This is a genomic window from Janthinobacterium sp. 64 (genome assembly GCF_002813325.1).
Classification (GTDB): Bacteria; Pseudomonadota; Gammaproteobacteria; order Burkholderiales; family Burkholderiaceae_D; genus Janthinobacterium.
In genome coordinates this window covers 5644804-5668405 of record NZ_PHUG01000001.1, presented here as the reverse complement: position 1 = coordinate 5668405, position 23602 = coordinate 5644804, and the positions used below count along the sequence as shown (strand labels likewise).

The 23602-nt window shown below is 64.8% G+C and carries 19 protein-coding genes; 1 reads left to right on the top strand and 18 read right to left on the bottom strand.

From position 1 onward, the window contains the following. Positions 1-23 precede the first annotated feature (23 nt). The 7 genes from CLU91_RS25020 to CLU91_RS24990 form a co-directional block, all read right to left on the bottom strand. The gene (locus CLU91_RS25020) at positions 24-3656 is read right to left on the bottom strand and encodes an EAL domain-containing protein (RefSeq protein WP_100876274.1); all 3633 of its coding nucleotides are present in this window, start codon (positions 3654-3656) and stop codon (positions 24-26) included. 300 nt (positions 3657-3956) lie between these two features. After that, on the bottom strand, positions 3957-4913 hold the full coding sequence (locus CLU91_RS25015) for an esterase/lipase family protein (protein WP_100876273.1): 957 nt from the start codon (positions 4911-4913) through the stop codon (positions 3957-3959). After that, entirely contained in the window at positions 4910-6544 is a 1635-nt protein-coding gene (locus CLU91_RS25010; RefSeq protein WP_100876272.1) for a GMC family oxidoreductase, read from the bottom strand. Before CLU91_RS25010 ends, CLU91_RS25015 begins: the two co-directional genes overlap by 4 nt. 7 nt (positions 6545-6551) lie before the next feature. Beyond that, positions 6552-7079, bottom strand: a complete 528-nt coding sequence (locus tag CLU91_RS25005) for a hypothetical protein (RefSeq protein ID WP_100876271.1) — start codon at positions 7077-7079, stop codon at positions 6552-6554. A gap of 72 nt (positions 7080-7151) precedes the next feature. After that, a complete protein-coding gene (locus CLU91_RS25000) occupies positions 7152-8345 on the bottom strand; it encodes an MFS transporter (protein ID WP_232730875.1) in 1194 nt (397 codons plus the stop codon). 103 nt (positions 8346-8448) lie between these two features. Further along, entirely contained in the window at positions 8449-9351 is a 903-nt protein-coding gene (locus CLU91_RS24995; RefSeq protein WP_100876270.1) for a LysR substrate-binding domain-containing protein, read from the bottom strand. Further along, positions 9348-10112 (bottom strand): RNA methyltransferase, encoded by a 765-nt coding sequence (locus CLU91_RS24990; RefSeq protein WP_100876269.1) that lies wholly within the window; start codon positions 10110-10112, stop codon positions 9348-9350. Before CLU91_RS24990 ends, CLU91_RS24995 begins: the two co-directional genes overlap by 4 nt. A 195-nt stretch (positions 10113-10307) precedes the next feature. On the opposite strand from CLU91_RS24990, the gene CLU91_RS24985 reads away from it, so the two are divergent. After that, complete coding sequence (locus CLU91_RS24985) at positions 10308-11090, top strand: inositol monophosphatase family protein (protein WP_100876268.1); 783 nt, start codon at positions 10308-10310, stop codon at positions 11088-11090. A gap of 78 nt (positions 11091-11168) precedes the next feature. On the opposite strand, the gene CLU91_RS24980 is transcribed toward CLU91_RS24985, so the two are convergent. From CLU91_RS24980 to CLU91_RS24930, 11 genes are read right to left on the bottom strand one after another with little or no spacing between them, the layout of a single operon-like run. Then, on the bottom strand, positions 11169-13400 hold the full coding sequence (locus CLU91_RS24980; protein WP_157814807.1) for an Ig-like domain-containing protein: 2232 nt from the start codon (positions 13398-13400) through the stop codon (positions 11169-11171). 50 nt (positions 13401-13450) lie between these two features. Next, a complete protein-coding gene (locus CLU91_RS24975) occupies positions 13451-14263 on the bottom strand; it encodes a LytR C-terminal domain-containing protein (protein WP_157814806.1) in 813 nt (270 codons plus the stop codon). A gap of 2 nt (positions 14264-14265) precedes the next feature. Continuing rightward, complete coding sequence (locus CLU91_RS24970) at positions 14266-15198, bottom strand: type II secretion system F family protein (protein WP_100876265.1); 933 nt, start codon at positions 15196-15198, stop codon at positions 14266-14268. A gap of 41 nt (positions 15199-15239) precedes the next feature. After that, on the bottom strand, positions 15240-16214 hold the full coding sequence (locus CLU91_RS24965; RefSeq protein WP_100876264.1) for a type II secretion system F family protein: 975 nt from the start codon (positions 16212-16214) through the stop codon (positions 15240-15242). A 6-nt stretch (positions 16215-16220) separates the two neighbouring features. After that, positions 16221-17567, bottom strand: coding sequence for a CpaF family protein (locus tag CLU91_RS24960; protein WP_100876916.1), 1347 nt, complete (start codon positions 17565-17567; stop codon positions 16221-16223). Between the two features lie 59 nt (positions 17568-17626). Further along, the gene (locus tag CLU91_RS24955) at positions 17627-18787 is read right to left on the bottom strand and encodes an AAA family ATPase (protein ID WP_100876263.1); all 1161 of its coding nucleotides are present in this window, start codon (positions 18785-18787) and stop codon (positions 17627-17629) included. Between the two features lie 37 nt (positions 18788-18824). Next, the gene (locus CLU91_RS24950; protein ID WP_100876262.1) at positions 18825-19103 is read right to left on the bottom strand and encodes a pilus assembly protein; all 279 of its coding nucleotides are present in this window, start codon (positions 19101-19103) and stop codon (positions 18825-18827) included. 10 nt (positions 19104-19113) lie between these two features. Then, positions 19114-20646: a type II and III secretion system protein family protein gene (locus CLU91_RS24945; protein WP_100876261.1), complete on the bottom strand. Its 1533-nt coding sequence runs from the start codon at positions 20644-20646 to the stop codon at positions 19114-19116. Between the two features lie 24 nt (positions 20647-20670). Further along, positions 20671-21513 carry a Flp pilus assembly protein CpaB gene (gene cpaB, locus CLU91_RS24940; RefSeq protein WP_100876260.1) on the bottom strand — a complete coding sequence of 281 codons (843 nt, stop codon included), beginning with the start codon at positions 21511-21513 and terminating at the stop codon, positions 20671-20673. Between the two features lie 16 nt (positions 21514-21529). Beyond that, positions 21530-22912, bottom strand: a complete 1383-nt coding sequence (locus CLU91_RS24935) for an ATP-binding protein (protein WP_232730874.1) — start codon at positions 22910-22912, stop codon at positions 21530-21532. After that, positions 22909-23481: an A24 family peptidase gene (locus CLU91_RS24930; protein ID WP_100876259.1), complete on the bottom strand. Its 573-nt coding sequence runs from the start codon at positions 23479-23481 to the stop codon at positions 22909-22911. The genes CLU91_RS24935 and CLU91_RS24930 overlap by 4 nt, the downstream gene beginning before the upstream one ends. Positions 23482-23602 lie beyond the last annotated feature (121 nt).

Below are 23602 nucleotides of genomic sequence, written 5' to 3'. Positions count from 1 at the left end.
ACATGGCGGCCTGCCCGGCAAGCTCAGGCGGCCGCTTTCACCGGGCCATGCAGCAGCGTGTGCAGGCGGAAGCCTTCGCGGATGTTCTCGCGCAGCACGGCGCCTTTCCACGGCTTGGTATAGAAGCGGTCGACGGCGCCGCGGTTGATGGCCGCCATGATGGGCGTCAGGTCGGCAAAAGCCGACAGCATGATGCGGAAAGTATCGGGGCACAGGTGCTTGACCCGCTCCATGAATTCGGTACCGCTCATGAGCGGCATGCACTGGTCGCACAGGATCACCTGCACCTTGTGGCGCGCCAGGATGTCGAAGCCCTCGGCGGCCGTCTGCGCCGTCAGGATGCGGTAGCCGTCCTGCGCCAGGAAGTCGCTGAGCACGTCGAGCATGAAGACATCGTCGTCGACGATCAGCAAGGTTTGCTGCTCTTCGCTGCCCACATCCTGCGGCGCCTGCAGCAGCTTGCCCGCCATCAGCATCTGCTCGAATTCTTCCTGTGGCACGGGGCGGCTGAAATAATAGCCCTGCATCTCATCGCAACCGTGGCGCCGCAAATAAGCCAGCTGCGCATCGTTTTCCACGCCTTCGGCGATCACTTCCAGCTTCATGCTGTGCGCCATGCTGATGATGGCCAGCACGATGGCTGCGTCGTCCGGATTGCTGGTCACTTCGCGCACGAAGGCGATGTCGATCTTCAGCTTGTCGATGGGGAAGCGCTTCAGGTAGGCCAGGCTGGAATAGCCGGTGCCGAAATCATCGATGGAAATCTGGATGCCCAGCGCCTTCAGGTTGCGCAGCACGGCGATGGTTTCCTCGGCGTTCGACATCAGCGAGCTTTCCGTCAGCTCCAGTTCCAGCAGGTCGGGCGCAATATCGTGCTTGCTGATCGCCTTGAGCACCTCTTCTTCCAGGCCGCCGACGAAAAACTGGATGCCCGAGACATTCACCGACAGGTGCACGGGGCCGATGCTGCTGGCGCCCCATTCGCTGATTTTCTTGCAGGCTTCGTCGAGCACCCAGTTACCGACACGCACAATCAGCCCCGTTTCTTCCAGCAGGGGGATGAACAGGGCCGGCGAAACCATGCCGTGGCCGGGGCGGCGCCAGCGTATCAGCGCCTCGGCGCCGCTGATGCGCCCCGAGATGATATTCACCTTGGGCTGGAAGAACAGCACGAATTCCTCGTTGTCGATGGCACGCCGCAGGGCATTTTCCATGTCCAGCCGCGCCATCGATTGCGCGTTCATTTCCGCCGTGAAGAAGCGGAAGGCGTCGCGCCCGGCCTCTTTGGCGCGGTACATGGCCGTGTCGGCATACTGAATCAGGGTATCGGCATCGACGCCATCTTCGGGAAACACGGAAATGCCGATGCTGACCGTCACCGTTACTTCGTGGCCCTGCAAGTCGAAGGGCTTGCGCATCGCCTCGCGAATCTTGTCGACCACGCCCACGGCATGCTGGACGCCTTCCGGCAGCACCAGGATGGTGGCAAATTCATCGCCGCCAAAGCGGCCGATGGTATCGCGCACGCGCAGGCAATCGACGAGGCGGCTGGAGAACTGGCGCAGCAGGTCGTCGCCGATGGTGTGGCCCAGGGTGTCGTTGATATTCTTGAAGCGGTCGATGTCCATGAACAGCACGGCCACGGCCCACTGGTGTTCGGCCGCCTGGGACAGCGAATGGGTCAGCGAGGCGTAAAACTGGCTGCGGTTCGGCAAGCCCGTCAAGGTATCGAAATGGGCCAGCTTCATCAGGCGTTGCTCGGCATCCTTGCGCTCGGTGATGTCGCGCGCCACGGCCACCAGAATCCAGCTCTGCCCCGAGCGCAGGGTACGCCGCTGCACTTCCACCGACAGCGGCGAACCGTCCTTGCGCTGCAACTGCAATTCCGTCATGGGCCCGCCCTGGTCGCCGGCCAGCAGCTTGTTGTACAGTTCTTCCAGCTGGGTCTCGCCCTCGTTCGAGCGTCCCGGCCCCACGCGCAGGAAATCCTCGCGTTCAAAACCGAGCATGCGGCAGGCAGTCTGGTTGACGTCGACGAAGCACATGCCGGCGCGGTCGACGAGAAAAATCGCGTCGGCCGTGGCATCCATCGCCAGGCGGAAGCGGCGCAAGTCTTCATCGAGACGGATGCGCGCCGCCATGTCCAGGGTCAGCTGCTCGTGGTGGCGCTTGATCTCGTCGTACAGCAGCAGGTTGTCGTAGGCGACGGCGATCTGCGCCGCCACCGTGGCGGCCACGCGTTCGTCGACTTCGGAAAACTCGTTCGCCCCCAGCTTGTCGACCAGGTACAGCCAGCCGTGGCTGCGCTCGCGCGAGGCGATGGCCACGCCCAGGAACGAGTGCACGGGCGGGTGCGTGTCGGGCAAGCCCAGCGCCGTGGGGTCGCCCTTCAAGCCATTGACACGGTAGGGCTGGCGCTGTTCCAGCAAGCGGTTCAGGATGCCCGTGCGCGGCGCGCTGGCAATGCGCTCGAGGTCTTTCTCGGCGCCGCACGAGGAAAAATAACTGAGCTTTTCGGCACCCTCTTCCAGCACGCCGATGCAGGCATACCTGGAGACGCAGATATTTTGCGCCACCTTGCAGCCCGCTTCGATCAGGGCGCGCGGATCGCGTTCGGCGCCCAGCTCGATGCCCAGCTCGATCAGGGCCGTCAGGCGCAGGCTCACCGCCTGCAGGCTCGACAGAGAACGCGACAGGCGCTCCGTCATGATGCCCAGGTCTTCGGGGAGCGCTGCCTGCCCCTCGCGCAGGCTGGCCAGCTGCGAAATCTGCTGGCTGCTGGACTCGACTTCGTCGAGGTAGCCGCTGACCTGGTGTTCGATGGCGGCCAGCTTGCCAGTGGCGGGACGGGCCACACCACCGCCCGGCACAACGGGCGCCTGGGCGGCCGCCGGCATCAGTCCCAGCGCCTCGTTGACCGTGCGCACGATGACTTCGGGGTCGGACGGCTTGGGCAGCACCCAGCGCACGCCGCATGCCTGCGCCAGCAAGATCGCTTCCTGCTCGCGGTAGGTGGCCGTATAAAAAATGATGGGCACGTCGGTCAGCGCGGGATCGGCATGCACGCGCGTGACGAATTCGTAGCCGTCCATGTTCGGCATGAGGATGTCGGAGATAATCAGGTCCGGCCGCTCGGTGCGCAATATTTCCAGCGCGTCGGCGCCATTGGCCGCCTCCAGCAGACGGTGGCCGCCGTAGCCCAGCAGCGCGGTCAGGAATTCGCGGTTCAGCACATGATCGTCGACGATCAGGATGGTCGCTATGTCGTTTTTAACTGGCGTCGACGGCGCCCCGGGTAAAAAAGATTCCAGCTCCGCCACGAACAGGTCCGGCTCGATCGGCTTGCCGATATAGCCATTGAAACCCGCTTCGAGCAGGCGTTCGCGGTCGCCCACCATGGCCAGCGCCGTCACGGCCAGGGCCGGGATGGTGCGCAGCAGCGGGTCTTTCTTCAGCTCGGCCACCACGCCATAGCCATCGAGCTTGGGCAAATGCACGTCGCAGATGATCAAGTCCGGCAATTCGCTGCGCGCCATGCGCACGCCCTCTTCGCCGTCATAGGCGGCCAGCGGCGTGTACCCGAAGGCACGTAACAGGTACACCATCAATTCCATATTGGTGGCGTTATCTTCGATAATCAGGATACGTGCGGACAATTAGCACTCCCATGAAAACTGCATACACTCATTTTCTGCCTGCACCGATCTTTCCGCTTGCGCGGCAACATGCTAATCCTACAACATCCTGCCATGCATCCCCGCAAATATCTCGCATACGGATCGCTGTGGCGCGGCGCATACGGCCTCGGCAATCATTGCTGGCCGCCACCTTCGTGATGCTAGCTTAATACAGTACGCCAGTGGAAAACAGCATTTTCTGGCCCTGCACCTGTTAAACCTGGGCAACAGCAGAGACAAAAGAGACAGTCTTGCCATGCAGATAAAACACAACAGGATTCAGGCAAAATGGGGGGCGGACGGGGGCTGGGCGACTTCGTTCTTGATAGTGATTTCTTCCAGCACCTGGCGCAGCACGCGCGCATCGCTGGCCAGCGCCACATGGCCGATGCCGCCGAAGGCCAGATTGCGCCCGCCGGGCAAGTGCGCGGAACATTGCGGCGTGACGATATTGTCGTGATGCGAATAGATCGACGTGATCAGGGCGCGCGTTTCCGGCGTCTCGCTGGCGGCCAGCTGCGCCAGCCAGCCGCTCGGCGCGCCATCGATACGGCTCATCTGCCGCGCATTCGTCCCCGCCGCCAGGTTGGCCAGCGCCGTGCCGTGGTGCGGCGTGCCGATCGTGATGATGCGCGCCACGCGGGCCGCGCCGTCATGGCGCAGCCAGGCACGCGCCACCAGGCCACCCATGCTGTGCGCGACGATGATCACGCGGTCGCTGCCCGTGCGGGCGCACAACTCGGTGATGGCTTGTCCGACTTGCGGCACGAACGCCTCAATGTCGCCGTTGATCGGTTCCAGGTCGACCGCCTTGTGCACGATGCCGGCCTGCGCCAGCTGCCGGCTCAGCTGCGTCCAGTAGCCGCCGTTGCACACATAACCGTGCACCAGCAGCACCGGCAGCCCCTGGCCAGCGATGGTGTCGGCCGCCTGCAGGCGCGGACGCAGCATGCCCCACGACGAGGCCCACAAGGTGGCGCGCAATTCGCCGAAAAACAGGCGCGCGGCGCCCATGATGCCCAGCTGGTATTCACGCGGCACGGGGCTGCCCAGGCGCCGGCTTTCCCAAAAGTTGCGCGCCACGATCAGCGCGCGCACGGCCAGCAGCATGGCGCCCGCCAGCAGCACGGCCATGGCCGGCGAGGCGACGCCCCAGGCCTGCATGGCCAGGTACGCCACGCCCAGCACGGCCAGCACCTGCAGCAGCATCAGCCACTTGAGGATGCGCGCGATCATGCGGCAGTTGGCGCTGGCACGGGGGCCGGCTTGCCCGTCAACTGCTGCGCCAGGCCGCTGGCCAGGCGCGCCGCCAGCGCGTAAATGCTCAGCTGCGGATTGGCGCCGATCGAGGTGGGGAACAGCGAACCGTCGTGCACGGACAGGTTGCGCACGCCGTGATAGCGGCCATCGGCGCCCGTCACGCCCAGCCGTGCATCGTCCGACATGGCGCAGCCGCCCATCACGTGGGCCGACACCACGCGTGCCAGCAGCGCCTGCATCGGCAATGCGCCGATGGCCTGTTTCGCCTGCGCCCAGCTGGTGTAGTGGCTGGCCATTTCATGCACGGGATACACGCTCTTCGCGCCGGCGGCGAACTGGATTTCCGCCATCGACAGCAACGCGCGCCGCGCGCCATCCCAGATGAACGGCGTGAGCGGATAGTCGAGCACGGGCGCGCCGAAACCGTCGATCGACACGCTGCCGCCCGCCGAGTCGTGGTGAAAGCCGTCGCGCAGCAGCGCCAGCAAGGCGTGCGCATGGGGGAATTCGCGCATCGTGCGCGCATGCTCATCGCCGAAACCGCCCATGGTGGTGGCCATCAGCAGCGGGTGCAAAGGCGGCGCTTCGAGCTTGTAGCCGATGGGACCATCGATGGGCGCCACGTGCAGGAAATGGTCGGAATAAATCGTCTGCGGCGCGCCCGCGTAGGCATCGACGCGCTGGGGGAACAGGCCGGCCGAAACCAGCGTCGGATGCAAAAAGGTGCGCCGGCCCAGCAAGCCGTGCGGGTCGGGCGCCTGCGAGCGCAGCAGCAGCGCAGGCGAATTGATGGCGCCGCCTGCCAGCACAAAATGTTTGGCGCGCAGCGTCAGGCGCACACCCGTCGGCACTTGCCCGGCGGCGTCCAGCGCCGTCACCTGCAAGCTGTCGATGCGCTCGCCCTTGAAGCTGAAACGCTCGGCGCGCGCATGCACGAGCAGGCCTGCGCCCAGCGCCAGCGCCGAGGGGATCGTCGTCACCAGCATCGACTGCTTGGCGTTGGTCGGGCAGCCCATGCCGCAGTAGCCGAGGTTCCAGCAGCCGTTCACGTTGCGCCGGATGGCGGCCGTGGGAATGCCCAGCGCCTGCGCGCCACGGCGCAACAGGTCGTTGTTTTCGTTGGGCGGCACGGCCCAGTCGCTCACGTGCAGGCGTTTTTCCATCATGGCGAACCACGGCGCCATGGCGTCGACGCCATAGCCGGCCAAGCCGAAATGCTGGCGCCAGTATTCCAGCGTGCCGGGCGGCGTGCGAAAGCTCGATGTCCAGTTGACGGTGGTTGAACCACCCACGGTGCGCCCCTGCAGGATATTGATCGCCTTGTCGCGCGTCTTGCGGGCGGCCGATTCCTGGTACAGGGCAGGATAAGCCTGCGCTTCGCGCATCTTGAAGTCTTGCGAGGACTTCAAGCCGCCCTCCTCGACGATCAGCACTTTCAGGCCGGCCAGCGCGAGGATTTCCGCCGTCACGCCACCACCGGCGCCGCTGCCGATGACGACGACATCGGCCTCCAGGGTGCGGTCAGCGCTCAATGTGCTGGCGTCGGTGACGTTCCAGCCGGCGGCAATACCGATGGCGATGGGGTCAGGAATGGGGGATGTGCTCATGTATGCCTTATGCGCTCAGTTCGGGCAGCGGTCCCGGATAGCCGATGGCGGCCCAATGGGCGGCATCGGCATACCAGGCGCCGAGGATCAGATCGTGCAGGGCCAGATAAGCCGTCTGCAAGGTGGCAAGGCGGTGCGTGCGCCACGCCTGCAGGAAAGCGGCCACCTGGGCCGGGTCGGCGTCAAGCCAGCCGCCATGCACACCGGCGACGAAGCGCCGCGCGGGCGCCAGCGCCAGCAAGCCAAACAAATCCTGCACCTCCTGCTGCGCCGCCAGCGGCAAGCCACGGATGGCCGTGTCCACGCCGGCGATGGCGCCGTCGAGGGCCTTGCGGCGCGCATCGCCCCCGCGCGGCAAGGCCTCGCCCAGCATGGCCGGCACGATGGCTGCCAGCGCCGCGCGCGCCCCGCCATCAAGCATGAAGCGGCCAGGCGCCGCCGGTCCGCGCACGAGACGGTACGCGGCGCCGCCGGCGGCCAGCACGCAGGCGCCCAGCACGCCCATTTTCAGAAACGATCTGCGTTGCAATCCCATGTCTCCCCTTGTTTTGTACGGCCTTTTGCAGGCCAGTGTACGCCAAAGGCAGTGGGCGTTTGAACGCAAAAACTAGAGCGACCCGTCTAGTTTGCGCGACGGGAAGCACAGCAGCAGCATCGCCAGCAGCGCCGCCAGCGCGCCGCCGATGGCGATGCTGGGCAAGCCAAAGGCGACGATCAGCGCGCCACCGAGCACTCCTCCAACGGCCGTGCCCGCATTGAAGGCGGCGATATTCAGGCCAGCCGCCACGGCGTCGCTGCCCGGGCAATGCCGCTGCGCCAGGCGTAGCAGCCGCATGGTCGACAGGGTGACGAGGGCAAAGAACAGCAAGCCCAAAGTGCCGCACAGGGCCAGCATGGCAAAGGGATGCGTGCGCAGCACATAGAACCCCAGCAGATTACACGCCAGCGCGGCCAGGGCCAGCATGGCCGCACGGTCCGCGTGTGCGCCATCGGCGCAATGCCCTCCCAGCAGGTTGCCGCCGATGGCGCACGCGCCAAAGCACAGCATGGCGGCACTGAGCCAGCCCGCATCGAGCCCGCCCAGCTGCAGCAGGAAGGGCGAGATATACGTGAAAAAACTGAAGGTGGCCACGCTGACCAGCGCCGCCACGCCGGCCGCCAGCAGCAGGGACGGCTGCAAGATGGCGCGCAGGCTGGCCAGGGCCGATACGGCGGCAAGCTGCTGGCGCGCAGCCGGCATGGCAAAGCGCAAGCCGGCGCCGCCGCACAAGGCCAGCACGCCGATGGCGGCAAAGACCCAGCGCCACGACGCGACGGCGCCCAGCCACGTCCCCAGCGGCACGCCGCCCGCCAGCGCCAGGGTCAGGCCCAGCCAGACGATGGACAGCGCCCTGCCCGCGCGGGACGGTTCGACTAGGCTGGTGGCCGCATGCGAGGCCACCGCCATGAACACGCCATGCGCCAGGCCCACGACAAAGCGCACGCCGAGCAGCGCGCCCAGTGCAGGCGCTTGCGCCATGGCCACGCTGCCAGCGGCCAGCACGAGCATGGTGGCCACCAGCACCTGGCGCGTGGGCAGGCGCGCCAGCAGGGCCGTCAGGATCGGTGCACCGATGGCCGCCCCCAGTGCATACGCGGCAATGGCGCCGCCGGCCGCCGCCACGCTGGCGTGCAAGTCGCGCGCCATGGGAGACAGCAGGCCGGCGGCGATGAATTCAGATAAACCAAAGGCGAAACTGCACAGCGACAGCCAATAAATAGAGGGAGGCAGCGCGCGGCTGCGCGATGAAACGATGGACATGGCAATTCCCGACAATCAAAAACGCCATGCTGGCCCCTGGGCCATCATCTGTAAAATATCTTATTTATCTTGAAACGAGACGTTTAACGTCTCAATTCAAATCTCAATGGCTGGAAAAGTGCCGCAATTGCGCCAGCAGCCGCTCGCGCACGGGAGAGTCTCGTTGCGAATCCCACGCCATGTACAGGTCCAGCTGGCGCAGCGGCGCGGGCGCGCTGCTTGCCAACGGCAGCATGACGACACCCGCAGGCGCGCACGCGGCCAGGCTGGCTGGCAGCAGGGCCACGCCGAAACCGGCCGCCACCAGGCCCAGCACCGTTTGCAGCCGGCGCGCCTGCTGCGCCACGCGCGGCACGAAGCCCGCATGCAGGCACAGGCTGGCCAGCTGGTCATGAAAACCCTGGCCCAGGTCGCGCGGCGAAGCGACGAAATCATCACCGGACAGCTCGGCCAGGTCCACCCGCGCCTGGCCCGCGCAGCGGTGGTTCAAGGGAAGCGCGATCACGACGTCTTCGCCCGACAGGCGCTCGAAGCGCAAGCCCGGCGTGCTGCGGCCCGGCACGCGCAGCAGCGCGATATCGACCTCGCCCCGCTCCAGCCACTCGACCTGCTGCTGCGTCGACGCTTCGCGCAAGGTGAATTGCACGGCGGGCGAGGCGAGGCGGAAGGCGCGCAAGGCGGCCAGCACGTGGGCGTAGGGCGTGATGTGGATAAAGCTCAGGCGCAAGTGCCCCTCGATGCCCTGCGCCACGCGGCGCGCAGCGGCCACACCCTCTTCCAGGCTGGCCAGCACCTGGCGCGCCGTGGCCAGAAACGTGCTGCCGGCGGGCGTCAAGGCAACCTTGCGGTTGGTGCGCTCGAATACGGGGTAGCCCAGGGCTTCCTCCAGCCGCAATATCGCCTGCGACAGCGGCGGCTGCGCCATGTGCAGCCGTTCGGCCGCGCGCCGGAAGTTCAGTTCCTCGGCGACGGCGATGAACTGGCGCAGCAGCCGGGTCTCGATCATGGGCCTTTTTTGGCTGCCGCCAGGATGTGGCGCGCGATGCCGCGCAGGATATTGACTTCTTCCGTCTCCAGCCCCGTGCGCGAAAACAGGCGTTTTAAACGAGGCATCAGTTTTTTCGGGTTGTCGGCATCGAGGAAATCGATGGCAACCAGGGCCTGCTCCAGATGCGCATACATGCCGTCCACCTGCGCCAGGCTGGCCGCGTCGCCATGGAAACCGACGGGGCTGGCGGCTTGTCCATCGCCGAGGGCCGCCACGCGGCATTCATAAGCCACGACCTGTGCCGCCTGCGACAGGTTCAGCGAGGAATACGCGGGATTGGCGGGAATGTTGATCAGCACATTGCACTGCTCGACGATCTCGTTGGGCAGGCCGAAGCGCTCGTTGCCGAAGATGACGGCCGCGTGCAACTCTTCGCTGGCGGCCAGCTGGCTGGCGATGGCGCGCGGGGCCGTGACGGGCGGCGAGAATTCGCGCAAGCGGGCCGACACGGCGGCCGCGTAATTGCAGCCTTCAAGCGCCTCGGCGATCGAGCCGACGATGCGCGCGCCGGACAAAATATCCTGCGCGCCGCTGGCGAAGGCCACCGCTTCCGCATCCGTCAAGGCATCGGAAAAACGGGGGTTGACCAGCACCAGATCGGAAAAACCCATCGTTTTCATGGCGCGCGCGACGCCGCCAATGTTGCCAGGACGACTAGTTTCGACAAGAATAAATCGCAGGCGTTTGAAAAGAGACGTGTTGATTTCGGGCAGATTCATTTAAAATAGCGCTATTGCGCGGTATCGATACAGGAAATTTCGGGAAACGGAGTCACAAAACGCTGACGCCAGGCCGGGATTTTAACCACTTCGGCACCGCTCCGCTCTTTAATTCATTCTTGCACTCTATCGTACCGGCGCCGTAAGGCGGCCATGGGCGGTCGCGTGCTTTTAACGGAAGCTCACATGCACCCAATGCTCAACACGGCGATCAAAGCCGCCCGCCGCGGCGCCGCCGTCATCAATCGCGCCTCTTTTGACCTCGACCGCGTCGTCGTCACGGAAAAACAACATAACGATTTCGTCACCGACGTCGACCAGGCGGCCGAACAAGCCATCATCGAGGTGCTGTCCAAAGCCTACCCGGACCACGCGTTCCTGGCTGAGGAATCGGGAGCTTCCGCCAACTCGCACGACGAGAATGAATATCAGTGGATCATCGACCCGATCGATGGCACCACCAACTTTATCCACGGCTTCCCGCAATACTGCATCTCGATCGCGCTCGCGCATCGCGGCGTCGTCACGCAAGCCGTCATCTACGATCCGGTCCGCAACGACCTGTTCACGGCCACCAAGGGCGCCGGCGCCTACCTGAACGAAAAACGCATCCGCGTCACCAAGCTCGACCGCATTTCGAACGCCCTGCTGGGCACCGGCTACGTGGCCGGCAGCGCCCGCGCGCTGGACGAATACCTGAAGATGTACGCGATCATGGGCGAACGCAGCCAGGGCGTGCGCCGCGCTGGCTCGGCCGCGCTGGACCTGGCCTACGTCGCTTGCGGCCGCCTGGACGGCTTCTACGAAAAAGGCTTGAAGCCTTGGGATATCGCCGCTGGCGCCCTGATGATCACGGAATCGGGCGGCATCGTCGGTGAATTTTCCGGCGAATCGGAGTACCTGTACAAGGGCGACGTCATCGCCGCCAGCCCGAAGATCTTTGGCCAGATGATCACGCTGCTGACGCCTTTCGCCTGATCGCCAGACGCGCTCTGATGTAAAAAAAGCTGCCGGAGGAAACTCCGGCAGCTTTTTTATTGCCCAAATGTATGGCGATCAGTCGCTGACGGCATACGACGCCGACGTCAGGATGCCATTCGGCGTGCGTACCGTCACCGTCAGCAGGCCGTTGCGCACGTTGTTCGGCTGGCACGCGGTGCCGATCTGGGTGACGTCGCTGATCATTTGCACGGGATAGATCCAGTTCGCGGAACTGGCGCTGTCCATGCTCGGCACGACAAAGCTGGTGCCGCTGACGATGCTGCCATTGCTCGCCGAGAAGCTGATCGTCGTGCCGGCCGGCAGCGGATTGCCGGGCAAATCCATCGCCTGCCCCGTAACGGCGGCACGATTCATGGCAAACACGGTGCCATTGCTGTCGCGGATGGCGAGCGGGAAGGTGCGTACCCGGTTCTCGAACACGCTGCCATCGACGCACTTGTCCAGATCAATGGTGGCAGCGCCCAGCGGCGTGAAACGCGCCGTGCTGCCGGACAGCACCTGCACCAGTGCCTGGCGTATATGCACGGTATTGGCCGCCGTGGTGTTGACGCTGGCGGCCGCGCGCAGCACGCCGTTGTACTCCTTGTCGCCCACGGCATTCCAGCTGCCGCTGCCATTCGAGTCGATATACGGTTCGCCATCGGCGCGCACGGCATTGCCCGTGCTGTAGGCGTCATCCTTGAAATTGGCATTGTTGCCAATGATGGCGCGGTCATTGCGGAACGGCTCGCCCAGGTCGACATACGTCTCGCCATTCTCAAACAGATTGTTGCCATTCGTATCAACGAAACTTTCCTCGCCCAAGGCGTACGCCAGGATGGTCACGCGGCCGTCAAGCGGACGCGGGTTGCCGGGACAGAAACGCACGCTGCACGAACCCGGTATGCCCTTCTGCGTGATCACCGTACCGTCCGTCAAGGTGGTGTTGACCAGGCCCGTCAGGCAGGATGCATCGACGGTGCCGCCTTCGGCCGTGAAGCTGACGGCCGTGCCGTCGGGCACGGGATTGTGGAAATGGTCGCCCAGGCGCGCCGTGATGGTGGCGCCCGTTGGCGCGGTGCAACCGGCAAAATCGCCGCCCTCCGTATTGAACATGGACGTGCTCAAGGTAAAGCTGTCCTGCTCGGGCACACCCGTGGATACCACCAGCTGGTCCGAGACCGTCGACAGGCTGGTGCCTTGCAGGGTGGCCGTGACGCGGATCGGCGTGTTCACGGTGCCGGAAGCCACCGTGGTGCTGACGCTGCCATCGGCGCCGCTGGTCGATTGCGCCGGATTGAGACTCAGGCCACCGGCCGTGGTGTTGAGCGAGAAATTGACCGCTTTGCCGCTGACGGGATTGCCGTTCCTGTCGAGCACCTTGAAGGTGACGATGGACGACTCTTGCCGGCCCGCACCGCCCGTGCCTTTCAGGGCGATGTTTTGCGGCAGCGCCGAGACAAAGCCGATCTGGCCGGCACTGGCCGTCTGCACCGTCAGGGTGCCCGTCTGGCTCAAGGTGGTGGCATTGAAGACGGTGCTGGCCGTGATCACGTCCGCCGCGCCGCAGCCCTTGTCGATGTACGAGGTGCTGGCCACGCCATTGACCGTATTCACGGGACTGCTGATGGCCGCCTTGCCGGCTGCGGCGCAAGGCGAGCTGAAGACGACCGACTGCACCGGCGCATACACGGCCGCGCCATTCATCACCGTCACGCTCAGGCCGGCCGTACCGCCCGCCGACAGGGTCGCCGGCACGACGCCCACGCCGCCCAGGGCCAGGGTCGGGTAGACCACCGTGTAATTGATATTCGACGTCAACACGCTGCCATTCACCGTCGCGCTGGCCGTCAGCGCAAAAGCGCCGCTCTGGCTGCCGGCTGCAATGACGATGCTGGCCACGCCGTTCGCGTCCGTCAGGGCGCTGGCCGCACCCGGGGTGAAGCTGGCGCTCTTGTCGCTGCTGTTCAAGGTCAGCAAGACGCCCGACAGCGCCGCACCCTTGCCATCCTTGACGACGGCTTGCACGGTAGCGCTGTTGCCGGGGCCGACCGAGGTGGTCGCCTTGCCGGCCCCGTCTTTCAGGCTCAGCGCCAGGGTCGCCGGCGCCGGTGTCACGGGAACCACCGGCGTGACGGGCGGCACCACGCAGCCGGGCAGGTTCGGATTGCGGCTCGGATCCAGGGTGCTGCAATCGCTGCTGCCGGAACCGCCCCCACCACAGCCGGCCAGCAAGGTCACTGCCGTGCCGGCAGCCAGACACAGCGCCCAGCGCGCCGGCACACCTCTACTCATCAATCCAGACATGTACTTCTCCCTGTTATTTTGCTGCTGATCATGTATTACTGCTATCTTGTTCAAGCCTGGTCGCGTCCCAGGATCAGGCGGATGCCGGCGCCGCGCCCCAGGCTGGCGACGGCCACCAGTGGCATGGCCGCCCCCCGCTGCGCCAGGGCTTGCCGCAAGGCATCGGCCTGGCGTGCGTGGCCGGGCGCGTACAGGATCTGGCTGCGTTCCTGGCGAAAACCGGGCTGGTTGCGCAGCCGGCTGACCGCCATGCCCCGCGCCTGCACGCGCAAGCGCATCTGCGCCGCCATGCCGCGTATGCCATTGCCATTGATGATTTCGATCTCGGCCAGCGCCTCCGGCGCGACGGCCACGGCTGGCGTGGCTGGCGCGGCCGGCGCCAGCGCCAGCTGCGCCGCCTGCACCAGTTGCAAGTTATTGCGCGCCAGTAACGTGCCGCCATCGCGCGCCGTGGCCTGCCCGAGCATGCTGGACGCTTGCGCCAGCTCCCCTTGCAGGTAATACACATAGCCGAGATTATTCAGGGGCTGGGCAGCCTCGGGGAAGTCGCGCACCAGCGCCAGCAGCGCCGTGGCAGCCTGTTCCAGCCGGCCCTGGCGCGCGTCGAGCACGGCCAGCGCATTGCGCGCCGCCAGTTGCTGCGGATCAAGGGCGATCGAGGCGGCAAAGGCTTCGGCGGCAAGCGCCAGCTGGCCGCGTGCCTGGTAAAACTTGCCCAGTTCAAAATACGTGGCGGCATTCTGGCCGGCGGAATGGCTGATGCGCTGTACCGCCTGCATGTTCCACTTGGGCACGGCGGGCGCACTCGCGCAGCCTTGTAACAGGCAAAGCAGCAGGAGCAGGCTGAAAAGACGCGTAGGCATGCTCATACGCCCTTCATCGCCGGTAACAAGACACGGTAAATCTGCAGGATGGCCGGGCCCATGAGCACCACCATCAGCGAAGGGAAAATGAAAAATATCAGCGGGAACAGCAGCTTGAGCGCGATCTTGGCGGCCGTTTCCTCGGCGCGCTGGCGCCGCTTGGTACGCAGCTGGTCGGACTGCACGCGCAGCGAGGCGGCGATGCTGGTGCCGAAACGCTCCGCCTGTATCAGCAGGGTAACCAGTGCATCGACATCTTCCACACCGGTGCGCAGGGCCAGGTTGCGCAAGGCCTTGTCCTTGGTACTGCCGGCGCGCAGCTCCAGCGTCACCAGTTGCAACTCCTCGGCCAGGATCTCACTTTTCATGCCGATTTCCTGCGCCACGCGGGCCAGCGCCGCATCCATCGCCAGGCCCGCTTCGACGCACACGGTCATCAAGTCCAGCGCATCGGGGAAGGTTTCAAAGACCTCACGCTGGCGCTCCTTCAAACAGTGCTTGAGCCACAGGTCGGGCAGGTAATAGCCGGTGGCCGCAGCTGCCACCACCCAAAGAAAGAGATTGTGATCACCGTGGCGCAGCAGCAGATACATCAGGATGGGCAACAGCAACGTCAGCCCCGTCTTGGCGGCGTAGAACAGCGCCGGCGCGGTACTCTTGCGCCAGCCCGCATTGATGAAGCGGATGCGGATGGGCGATTCTTCCCAGCCCTCTTCCGGCAGCGACAGCTTGGCAAGCGGACGCGTCAGGCTGACGACACGCGCCATCCAGCGCTGACTGGTGCGGCGTCCCTTGTCGGTATCGACCTTCTTGCCGTCAAGCGTATCGAGGCGCACTTGCACGGCATTGCCCGCAAACAAGCGCGCCAGCACCAAAACGATACCGAACACGATCAGGAACAGCACCACCAACAGGCCAATCTGCAAGCCGCTCATCGTGCCACCTTCTGTATAGTCAAATGCATCATTTCATTGCCTCACACACGGATACGCACGATCTTGCGGATCACCAGCACGCCGACCAGGAGCAGGCAAAATGCCACCGCCACCATCTTGCGTCCGCCCCTGTCGGTGTACAGTACGGACAGGAACTGCGGATTCATCAGATGCATCATCAGGGCCGCGCCAAATGGCAGCAAGCCCAGCACCCAGGCCGACATGCGCCCTTCGGCAGACAGCACGCGCACCTGGCCCAGCAGCTTGAGGCGGTCGCGGATAATCGCGCTGATACTGTTCAGCAATTCCGTCAGATTGCCGCCCGTTTCACGCTGGATCAGCACGGCGATGACGAAATAGCGCAGGTCCGTGCTGGGCACACGCGCGGCCAGGCCCGACAGGGCATCGGACATCGCCACGCCGAAATTGACTTCATCAAACACGGCGCGAAATTCTTCGGCCAGGGGCCCCGTCATCTCTTCGCCGACCATTTTCAGGGCCGTGGGAAAGGCGTGGCCGGCACGCATGGCACGGCTCATCATGTCCAGGGCGTCGGGCAACTGCTGCTCGATGCGCACCAGCCGGCTGGCCTTGGCGCGCATCACGAGCAAGAAAGGCAGCGCTGCGCAGGCAAGACTCAGCAGCAGACGCAGATACCAGGGCAAGGGGCTGAGGCTGCCCAGCAGCAGCCCGAATAGCCAACCCAGCAGGCAGTAGCCGAGCAACTTGCCCACATTCCAGTTTTTACCCGACTGCAGCAGCAAGCGGTCCAGCACCTGCATGCCAGGGAGTGCCTCCAGCAAGCCCTGTACACCCGCATGCGAGCTGAGCTGCCTATCCTTGGTGATCGACACGGTTTTCTGCGCGTCGTCGCTGGCCGTATTCATCGCCCGCAAGCGGCGCGCCACGCGCCCGGCGCCGGCGCCGCGCGACTGCAGGTTGAAGTAAACGGCGCCAACCAGCAGCATGACCGCCAGGAAGACCAACAGATACACCAGATACGAAAGATAGCCCATGCCGCGTCAGCGCCCGGTACCGGTCGGCTCGAAGACGGCGCTGGAAATGCCGATGCCAAAACTCTTCAGGCGTTCCAGGAAATGGGGACGGATGCCGCTGGCCGAGAAATACCCGACGACCGCCCCGCTCTCGCCCACCCCCGTCTGCTTGAAGCTGAAGATTTCCTGCATCGTGATGACATCGCCCTCCATGCCCGTGATTTCCTGGATCGACGTGACCTTGCGCTTGCCGTCGATCAGGCGCGACACTTGCACCACCACCGATATGGCCGAGCTGATCTGCTGGCGGATGGCCTTGCTGGGCAGGTTGGCGGCCGCCATGCTGATCATGTTTTCCAGTCGCGTAATGGCGTCGCGCGGGGTGTTGGCGTGGATGGTGGCCATCGAGCCTTCATGGCCCGTGTTCATCGCGCCCAGCATGTCGAGCGCTTCGGCGCCGCGCACCTCGCCCAGGATGATGCGGTCGGGACGCATCCGCAAGGCATTGCGCACCAGCGCGCGCTGCGACACTTCCCCCTTGCCTTCGATATTCGGCGGGCGCGTTTCCAGGCGCACCACGTGCGGCTGCTGCAATTGCAGCTCGGCCGCGTCTTCCACCGTGACGATGCGTTCCGTATGGCCGATAAAGCCGGAAATCACGTTCAGCATGGTGGTCTTGCCGCTGCCCGTGCCGCCGGAAATGAGGATATTCATCTTCGCCTTGCCCAGGCCCTGCAGCACCTCGGCCATCTCGGCCGTCATGCTGGTGTAGGCGACCAGATCGGCCAGGCGCAGCGGGTCGACGGAAAAACGCCGGATCGACATCACGGGCCCGTCGATGGCCAGCGGCGGGATGATGGCATTGACGCGCGACCCATCGGGCAGGCGCGCATCGACCATGGGGCTCGACTCGTCGATGCGGCGGCCCACGCGCGAGACGATCTTGTCGATGATCTTCATCAGATGGGCATCGTCATTGAACACGACATCGGTCAATTCCAGCTTGCCGCGCCGCTCGACATACACTTGCTTGTGTCCATTGACGAGGATATCCGACACGGTCGGGTCCGACAACAAGGTTTCCAGCGGGCCAAAACCGAGCATCTCGTTGCGGATGTCGCGCGTCAGGTTCTTGCGCTCGACATCATTGATGACCACGGCTTCTTCGTCGAGCAGGCGCTCGACCAGGCTGCGCAACTCGTCGCGGATCTGTTCCTGCGTCAGCCGCTGCATGCTTTCCAGGTCGACGCGTTCGAGCAGCAGCGCGTGGATGCGCTGCTTCAGCTCGCGGTAGCTGCGGTTGTCGATGGACGGCGCGCGCTGCGGCGTCAGGGTAGCGATCTTGCCGCTACCGAGACGCTCGCGGATCGACAGACTGGAGGCGGGAGAAGTAGCCATAAAAAAATTCCTGTTCGAGTGATGTTAGGCGCGCGTTAGGCGCGCCGCAGCATGCGGCTCAGCCAGCCCTGCGGCACGGCTTCGGCGCTGACGCCCGTCAGGCTGGAGGCAAACTCCTGCAGCGAGCGCGTGATGGGGCTGTTCTTATCAAGCTGCAAGATCGGCATGCCCTGGTTGACCGATGCGGCGGCCGACGCATAATGATTCGGCACTGTGCGGTCGATCGTGGTGCCATACGCCGCCTCCAAGTCCTGCAGGCGGATTTCGCCGCCCTTGTCGTGCCGGTTGACGATCAGGCGCACCTTGTCCTTGTCGTATTCCAGCGAACGGAACATGCCCAGCAGGCGCTTGCCATCGCGGATGTACGGCAAGGTCGTTTGCAGGATGGGGAAAATCAGGTCAGCGTGGTCGAGCGCGCGCACGCTGACCGCATCGAGGTTGCGCCCCACGTCGAGCACCACGAAATCATACTGGCGCCGCGCCAGCTTGATGATGGCGTCGATATGTTCGGGCAGCACTTCGCTGGCGTGGGCCGGGTCTTCCGGTGCCGCCAGGACGCTGAAATTGGGCAGCACATTGAGCATGCTCGAGGCGAGGAACGACGGGTCCAGGCGGTGGATGTCGCGCGTCACGTCGGCCAGCGTGGCCAGCGGCTTGCTCTCGGAGACAAACAGCGAGGCATCGCCGAAGTGCAGGTTCAGGTCCAGCAACGCAACACGTTTGTGGCCGCTGGCTGCCAGGGCATAGCCGAGGTTGGTGGCGATAAAGGTGGCGCCACTGCCGCCCTTGCAGGAAATGAAGGCCAGCACCTTGCCATTGCCATTGTCGCGCCGCTCGAGTTTTTCCTCGATGCGCTCGAGCGCCGGGTAGATGCTGGCGGCTGCGGCCGGCGACGGCAACACTTCGCGCACGCCGGCACGCATGGCTTGCAGCAGGAAGTCGGGCGAATGCTGCGGACACAGCAGGATGACCGCCAGGCGGGGAAACTGATTGCTCAGGCGCTCGATGGCGGCCAGGTCGGCGCCATCGTTGCCGGGCCGGTCGAACATCAGCACATCGGGCAGCTCTTGCGCCGAATACAGTTGCTCCAGCGGTCCGCTGCGCGCATCGACGTCGTCCGCCGGATTGCGGTTGCCGACCAGGCGGCCCAGCTCGGCCAATGCTTTTTCATCCCGGGATATGATGGCGATTTTCACGATATGCCCTGCCTGTTCTGTGATAACGGTGACATGTTCATTGGCGTCCGAGGCTGATCGTCATGCCGCTCGATTGCGGCACCGGCGCGGTGAACGACTTCTGGTACGCGTTGTAGCCCGCCACCGCCGCCTTGCCATCGAGGCCAGTCACCGGGTCGCGGTTCAGTGCCGCCTGCGGGTTGATCACTTGCTGGGCGCGCAGCAAATCGACGCTGCGGCCAAAGTTGCGGTCGAAGTGCGGCGTGGTGGCGCAGCCGCTGGCGGCAAACGACGCCAGCAGCACGCACAGCAGGGGAAGGAATGGAGGACGCTGCATGCTCACTCTCCTATTGAATGTCGAAGCCGGTCGCCGCTGCGGCGCCCGGTTGTTTGTCGGCCGCTGGCGGCGCCTTGGGATTGCCTTCCATCTTCCCTTGCAGGAAGAATTGCGCGCGGCTTGGCGCCACATAGGCATCCGTCGGCAGCACGTAGTCGCCGGCCAGCGGCTTGACCAGGTGCGGCGTGATGATGAACACCAGTTCGGTGCGGTCGGTCTGGAAATCGCTGCTGCGGAACAAGGCGCCCAGCACGGGAATCTCGCCCAGCATCGGCAGCGCCTTGATATTCGTGGTCACATTGTTCTTGATCAGGCCGCCGATGGCAAAGCTCTGGCCGTCGAACAATTGCACCGTGGTGGTGGCGCGCCGCGTGGTAAACGCCGGCAGGATGGCGCTGCCGGCGGTGCCGCCCGTGCTGATGCCGATGCCGTCCTTGTTCAGCTCCGACACTTCCGGCGCCACCTTCAGGTTGATGCGCCCGCCATCGAGCACGGTGGGCGTGAACTTGACGGCGATACCGAATTCCTTTTCTTCCAGGGTGATCTTGTTGGTGGCGCTGTCTTGCGAGACGGGAATGTAGATCTTGCCGCCGGCCAGGAAGCTGGCCTCCTGGCCGCTGATGGCCATGATGTTCGGTTCGGCCAGCACTTTCACGAGGCCATCGCGCTTTTGCGCATCGAGCGTGAGGAAATTGCCGTTCTTACCATTGAAGCCATCGATCATGCTGGGATTGCCACTCAACAAGTTCGACAAGAAACTGTAGGTCCAGTTGCCGCTGCTGGCGCGCGCGCCGATGCTGGCGCCCAGCTGGTCGACGAGGGTTTTGGAGACTTCGGCAATTTTGACTTCCAGCATCACCTGCTGCGGCGCGGCGATGGTCAGCATGTTGATCACGCTCACGCCGGCGGCGCCAGCACCGGCGGCACCGCCGGCAGCGGGCGCTGGCATCACACCCGCTGTGGCAATGGGCGCGGCCGCTTCGCCGGCGCCGCGCTGTGCGAACGCCGTGGCCATGGCCATGATCTGGCTGGCCTTGACGGCATCCGAGACCATGCCCGTCAGCACGATCGCGCCGCCAGCCGAGCTGGCCTTGAGATCTGTTTCACGGGGAAACACGTGCGCCAATTGCGCCTGCAAGCCGTCGGCATCGACACCGACTTCGATATCGACGATCACGGGACGGTGATCCTTGTCCCACAGAATCAGATTGGTACTGCCCGGTGCCAGGCCCCAGATATACAGCTCGCTGGAACTGCCCAGCAGCCTGGCGCCCGCCACCTTCGGATCATTGACGGCGATCTGCGAGACGGCACGCGTCAGGCTGCGCAAGGTCGACTTGCCAACGGACAAGCGGATCGGCGGACCCAGCCGGGCGATATCGGCCCCCAGCGACAGCGGGGCCGCCTGGCTGACGGCATCCACCTTGCGCACGGCGGGCGCGGCGCTGGCGCCGGGCTGCCACAGCAAGCTCGCCGTCAAGCCACTCAGGGCCAGGGCCAAGGTCAAGCGGGGCCTGACGATACGGGTACGAAATGAGGTCATCAACTATCCCTGGTTCTGAAATTTTTAAAATTGCTGGACACGCGTGTCCATGCCCGTGATCACTTTGACGCTCTCGGCCGGTGGTGCGGCAGCACGCGGCGCCTGCCGCGCTGGCGCTGGCGCAGCCGCACGCGGCGCGGCGACCGGCGCCAGCGGCTTGAGTCCCAGCAGCGATTCCTTGGTGGCGCCACCCGTGTTGACGGGCGCCGGATCGATCTGGTTGCGCAGCACCAGCGACAAGGTGCCGACGCTGCGCGCCAGGTCGAGCTTTTCCACCTGGTCCGGCGTCAATTCCAGGGTCACCGCATTGACCACCTTGGGCTTGTTGTCGTCGCGGCTCGATTCCTGCGCCACGGCCAGCACCAGGATGCGTTCGAGCACGATCTTGGAAATGGCCAGTTCGGCGCCGCCGCTGGCCTTGGCGCGGTCATCCTGGGTATTGACGAGGATGTCGACAAAGTTGCCAGGCAAGGCAAAGCCCGCCACCCCGACCACATCGTTGACGCGCACGGTCATGGCGCGCTTGCCGTCCGCCACGATGGACGACAGGCCACCACTCGTGCCCGGTGGCGCAAGCTTGCTTTCCAGCACCGGTTCACCGAGGCTGATGGCCGTGCGCGTGATGCGCCCGTCGAGCGCCTTGCTGTCGGCAAAGGCGCCGGGCGGCTGCGCGCCGGCGGGCCAGTCCATGCTGCGCAACATGAGCGGAGTGATCTTCGTACCCACGCCGATATCGACCAGGGCCACGACGATCTTCTGGTTCGACGGCGTACTCTGGCCGCCCATCCAGATCGCCGCCGTCAGCACGGCGGCACCGGCCAGCACCAGGGCCAGCAGCAACATGAGTAAAGCTCGGGTATTTCGCATCGTTTTTCCTCTGACTTCAGCTTGATTTCGGTTCACGCCGCTCTTGCACGGCCCGCTCTTCCCCGGCCATATCGTCCGCGCCATGGCGCTGATTCTCGCCGGCAAAATAATTGTTCCAGGCCCAGTCCAGCACCTGCTCGTTCAGTTGCGCCGCCGTGCCCTCGTAGCGCGCCAGGTCGCGTACCTGGCGCAGCAGGTCGCGCGGATAGCAGGCCAGCAAGGGCGTCGCGCCGCGCGCATGGCGCTGCAGCAGGAAGGCAAAGGCGGCCGCGTCGAACGCCACGCCATAGGTGGCGCACGTCTGGCGAAACACGGTTTCGTAATGCGCTGCGCTCAGTGCCGGCACTTCGATCTTGTAACCCAGGCGGCGCAGGAAGGCCGCATCCGACAGGCGCTCGGGCAGGAAATTCGAGGAAAACACCACCACCACGTCGAACGGCACCTGAAAGGTGTGGCCGTTGTGCAGCGACAGGTAATCGATGGCGCGGTCCATCGGCACGATCCAGCGGTTCATCAGTTCCAGCGGCGAACAGCGCTGGCGTCCCAGGTCGTCGATGATGAAGATGCCGTTGTTGGCCTTCAGGTGCGGCGGCGCGCGGTACAGACGCGTTACGCTGTCGAAGCGCAGGTCCAGCATTTCCAGGGTCAGCTCGCCGCCGGTGAGCACGGCCGGACGGCGCACGCCGCGCACCCAGCGCGCGTCGAGCTGCACGGCGCGCTCGATGCCGGCCGGCGCTTCCTGCTGCTGCGCCGCCGGCAAATGCAGCACCGGGTCATAAAAGGGCACGACTTCGCCATCGACCATGATGGCGTAAGGCAGGGCAATGGCCCCTTGCAGCAAGTCTTGCAAGCGTTCGGCCAGATACGTCTTGCCGCTGCCGGCGGCGCCGTAGATGAAAATGGCGCGCCCGGAATTCATGGCCGCGCCCAGTTGGTCGAGCACGGCAGAATTGACTACCACGCCGTCGAAGCTGGCCTGTACCTGCGGGCGCGTGACGTGCATGTTGGCCACGCTTTGCGCCGCCACCTGCGCGTTGTAGGCGGCCAGCGGCACAGGGCATGGGCCCGCATAGGCATTGCGCGCCAGGCACTCGAGGGCGCGTTGGCGGCCGCTGTCCGTCAACTGGTAGTGGATATCGGCATCCGTGCCGCTGGCGCCGCGGCGCATGACTTCGCACATTTTTTCCTGCCGCATGAAGGCCATGACGGGGTCGATCACGCCCAGGCCCAGCTTGACGTAGCTGGCCAGTTCAGGCAGGTGCAGCTGTCCCCGCTGGAACAGCACCTTCACCAGCAATTCGACCAGGAAAAAGAAGGGCAAGCCCGTCTCTTCGACGGTGCGCGGGGCCCTGGCGTCGGCTGGCAAGATAGGCAAGGCCGGCGGGGCGACAGGCGTCACGCAAACACTCCGAGACTGCCGCGCGCCGCCAAGGCAAGATAGATGAATGTACCGGTAGCAATGGCGATCGCATACGGTAATTTGCCGCTAGGCAGCGCTGGTGCATCGATGCGCGGCAAGTCGCCGGCCACGCCGCGCATCAGGCTTTGCAACAGCAAATGGTAGCTGTTGGTCGTCACCCTGAGCAGCGTGCCATTCCAGCTCGCAACAAAGACCGCCATCACGCCGCCTGCAAGCAAGCTGAAGAGCAAGGCGATGGCCACCGGATAGGGGCCAAGAAAGGCACCGACCATCGCCATCAGTTTGACATCGCCGGCCCCCATCGCCTTTATCGCATACATGGGCAGCAGCAGCACCAGGCCCACGGCAAAGCCGGCCAGCGCCATTGGCAAACCCAGTGGCGCGGAGACCGGCGCCAGCACGCCGTCGAAGTGCACCGACAGGCTATTGAGCAGCAGGCCCATCAGGGCGCCGGGAAACACCAAGCGATTCGGGATGCGGCGGCTGCGCACGTCATGCCAGACGGCAGCGGCAAGCAAGCCCCATAGGACGAGGGCAGGCGAAAACATCCAAAAAGAGTGAGCATTCATCATTTCTTCGAATACAGGCGGAACTCATGAAGCGAATACATCGCATCGCACGACACTGGCACCTAAAATTCAACAAGCCCTGGTCCAGGCGTGGAAGCAG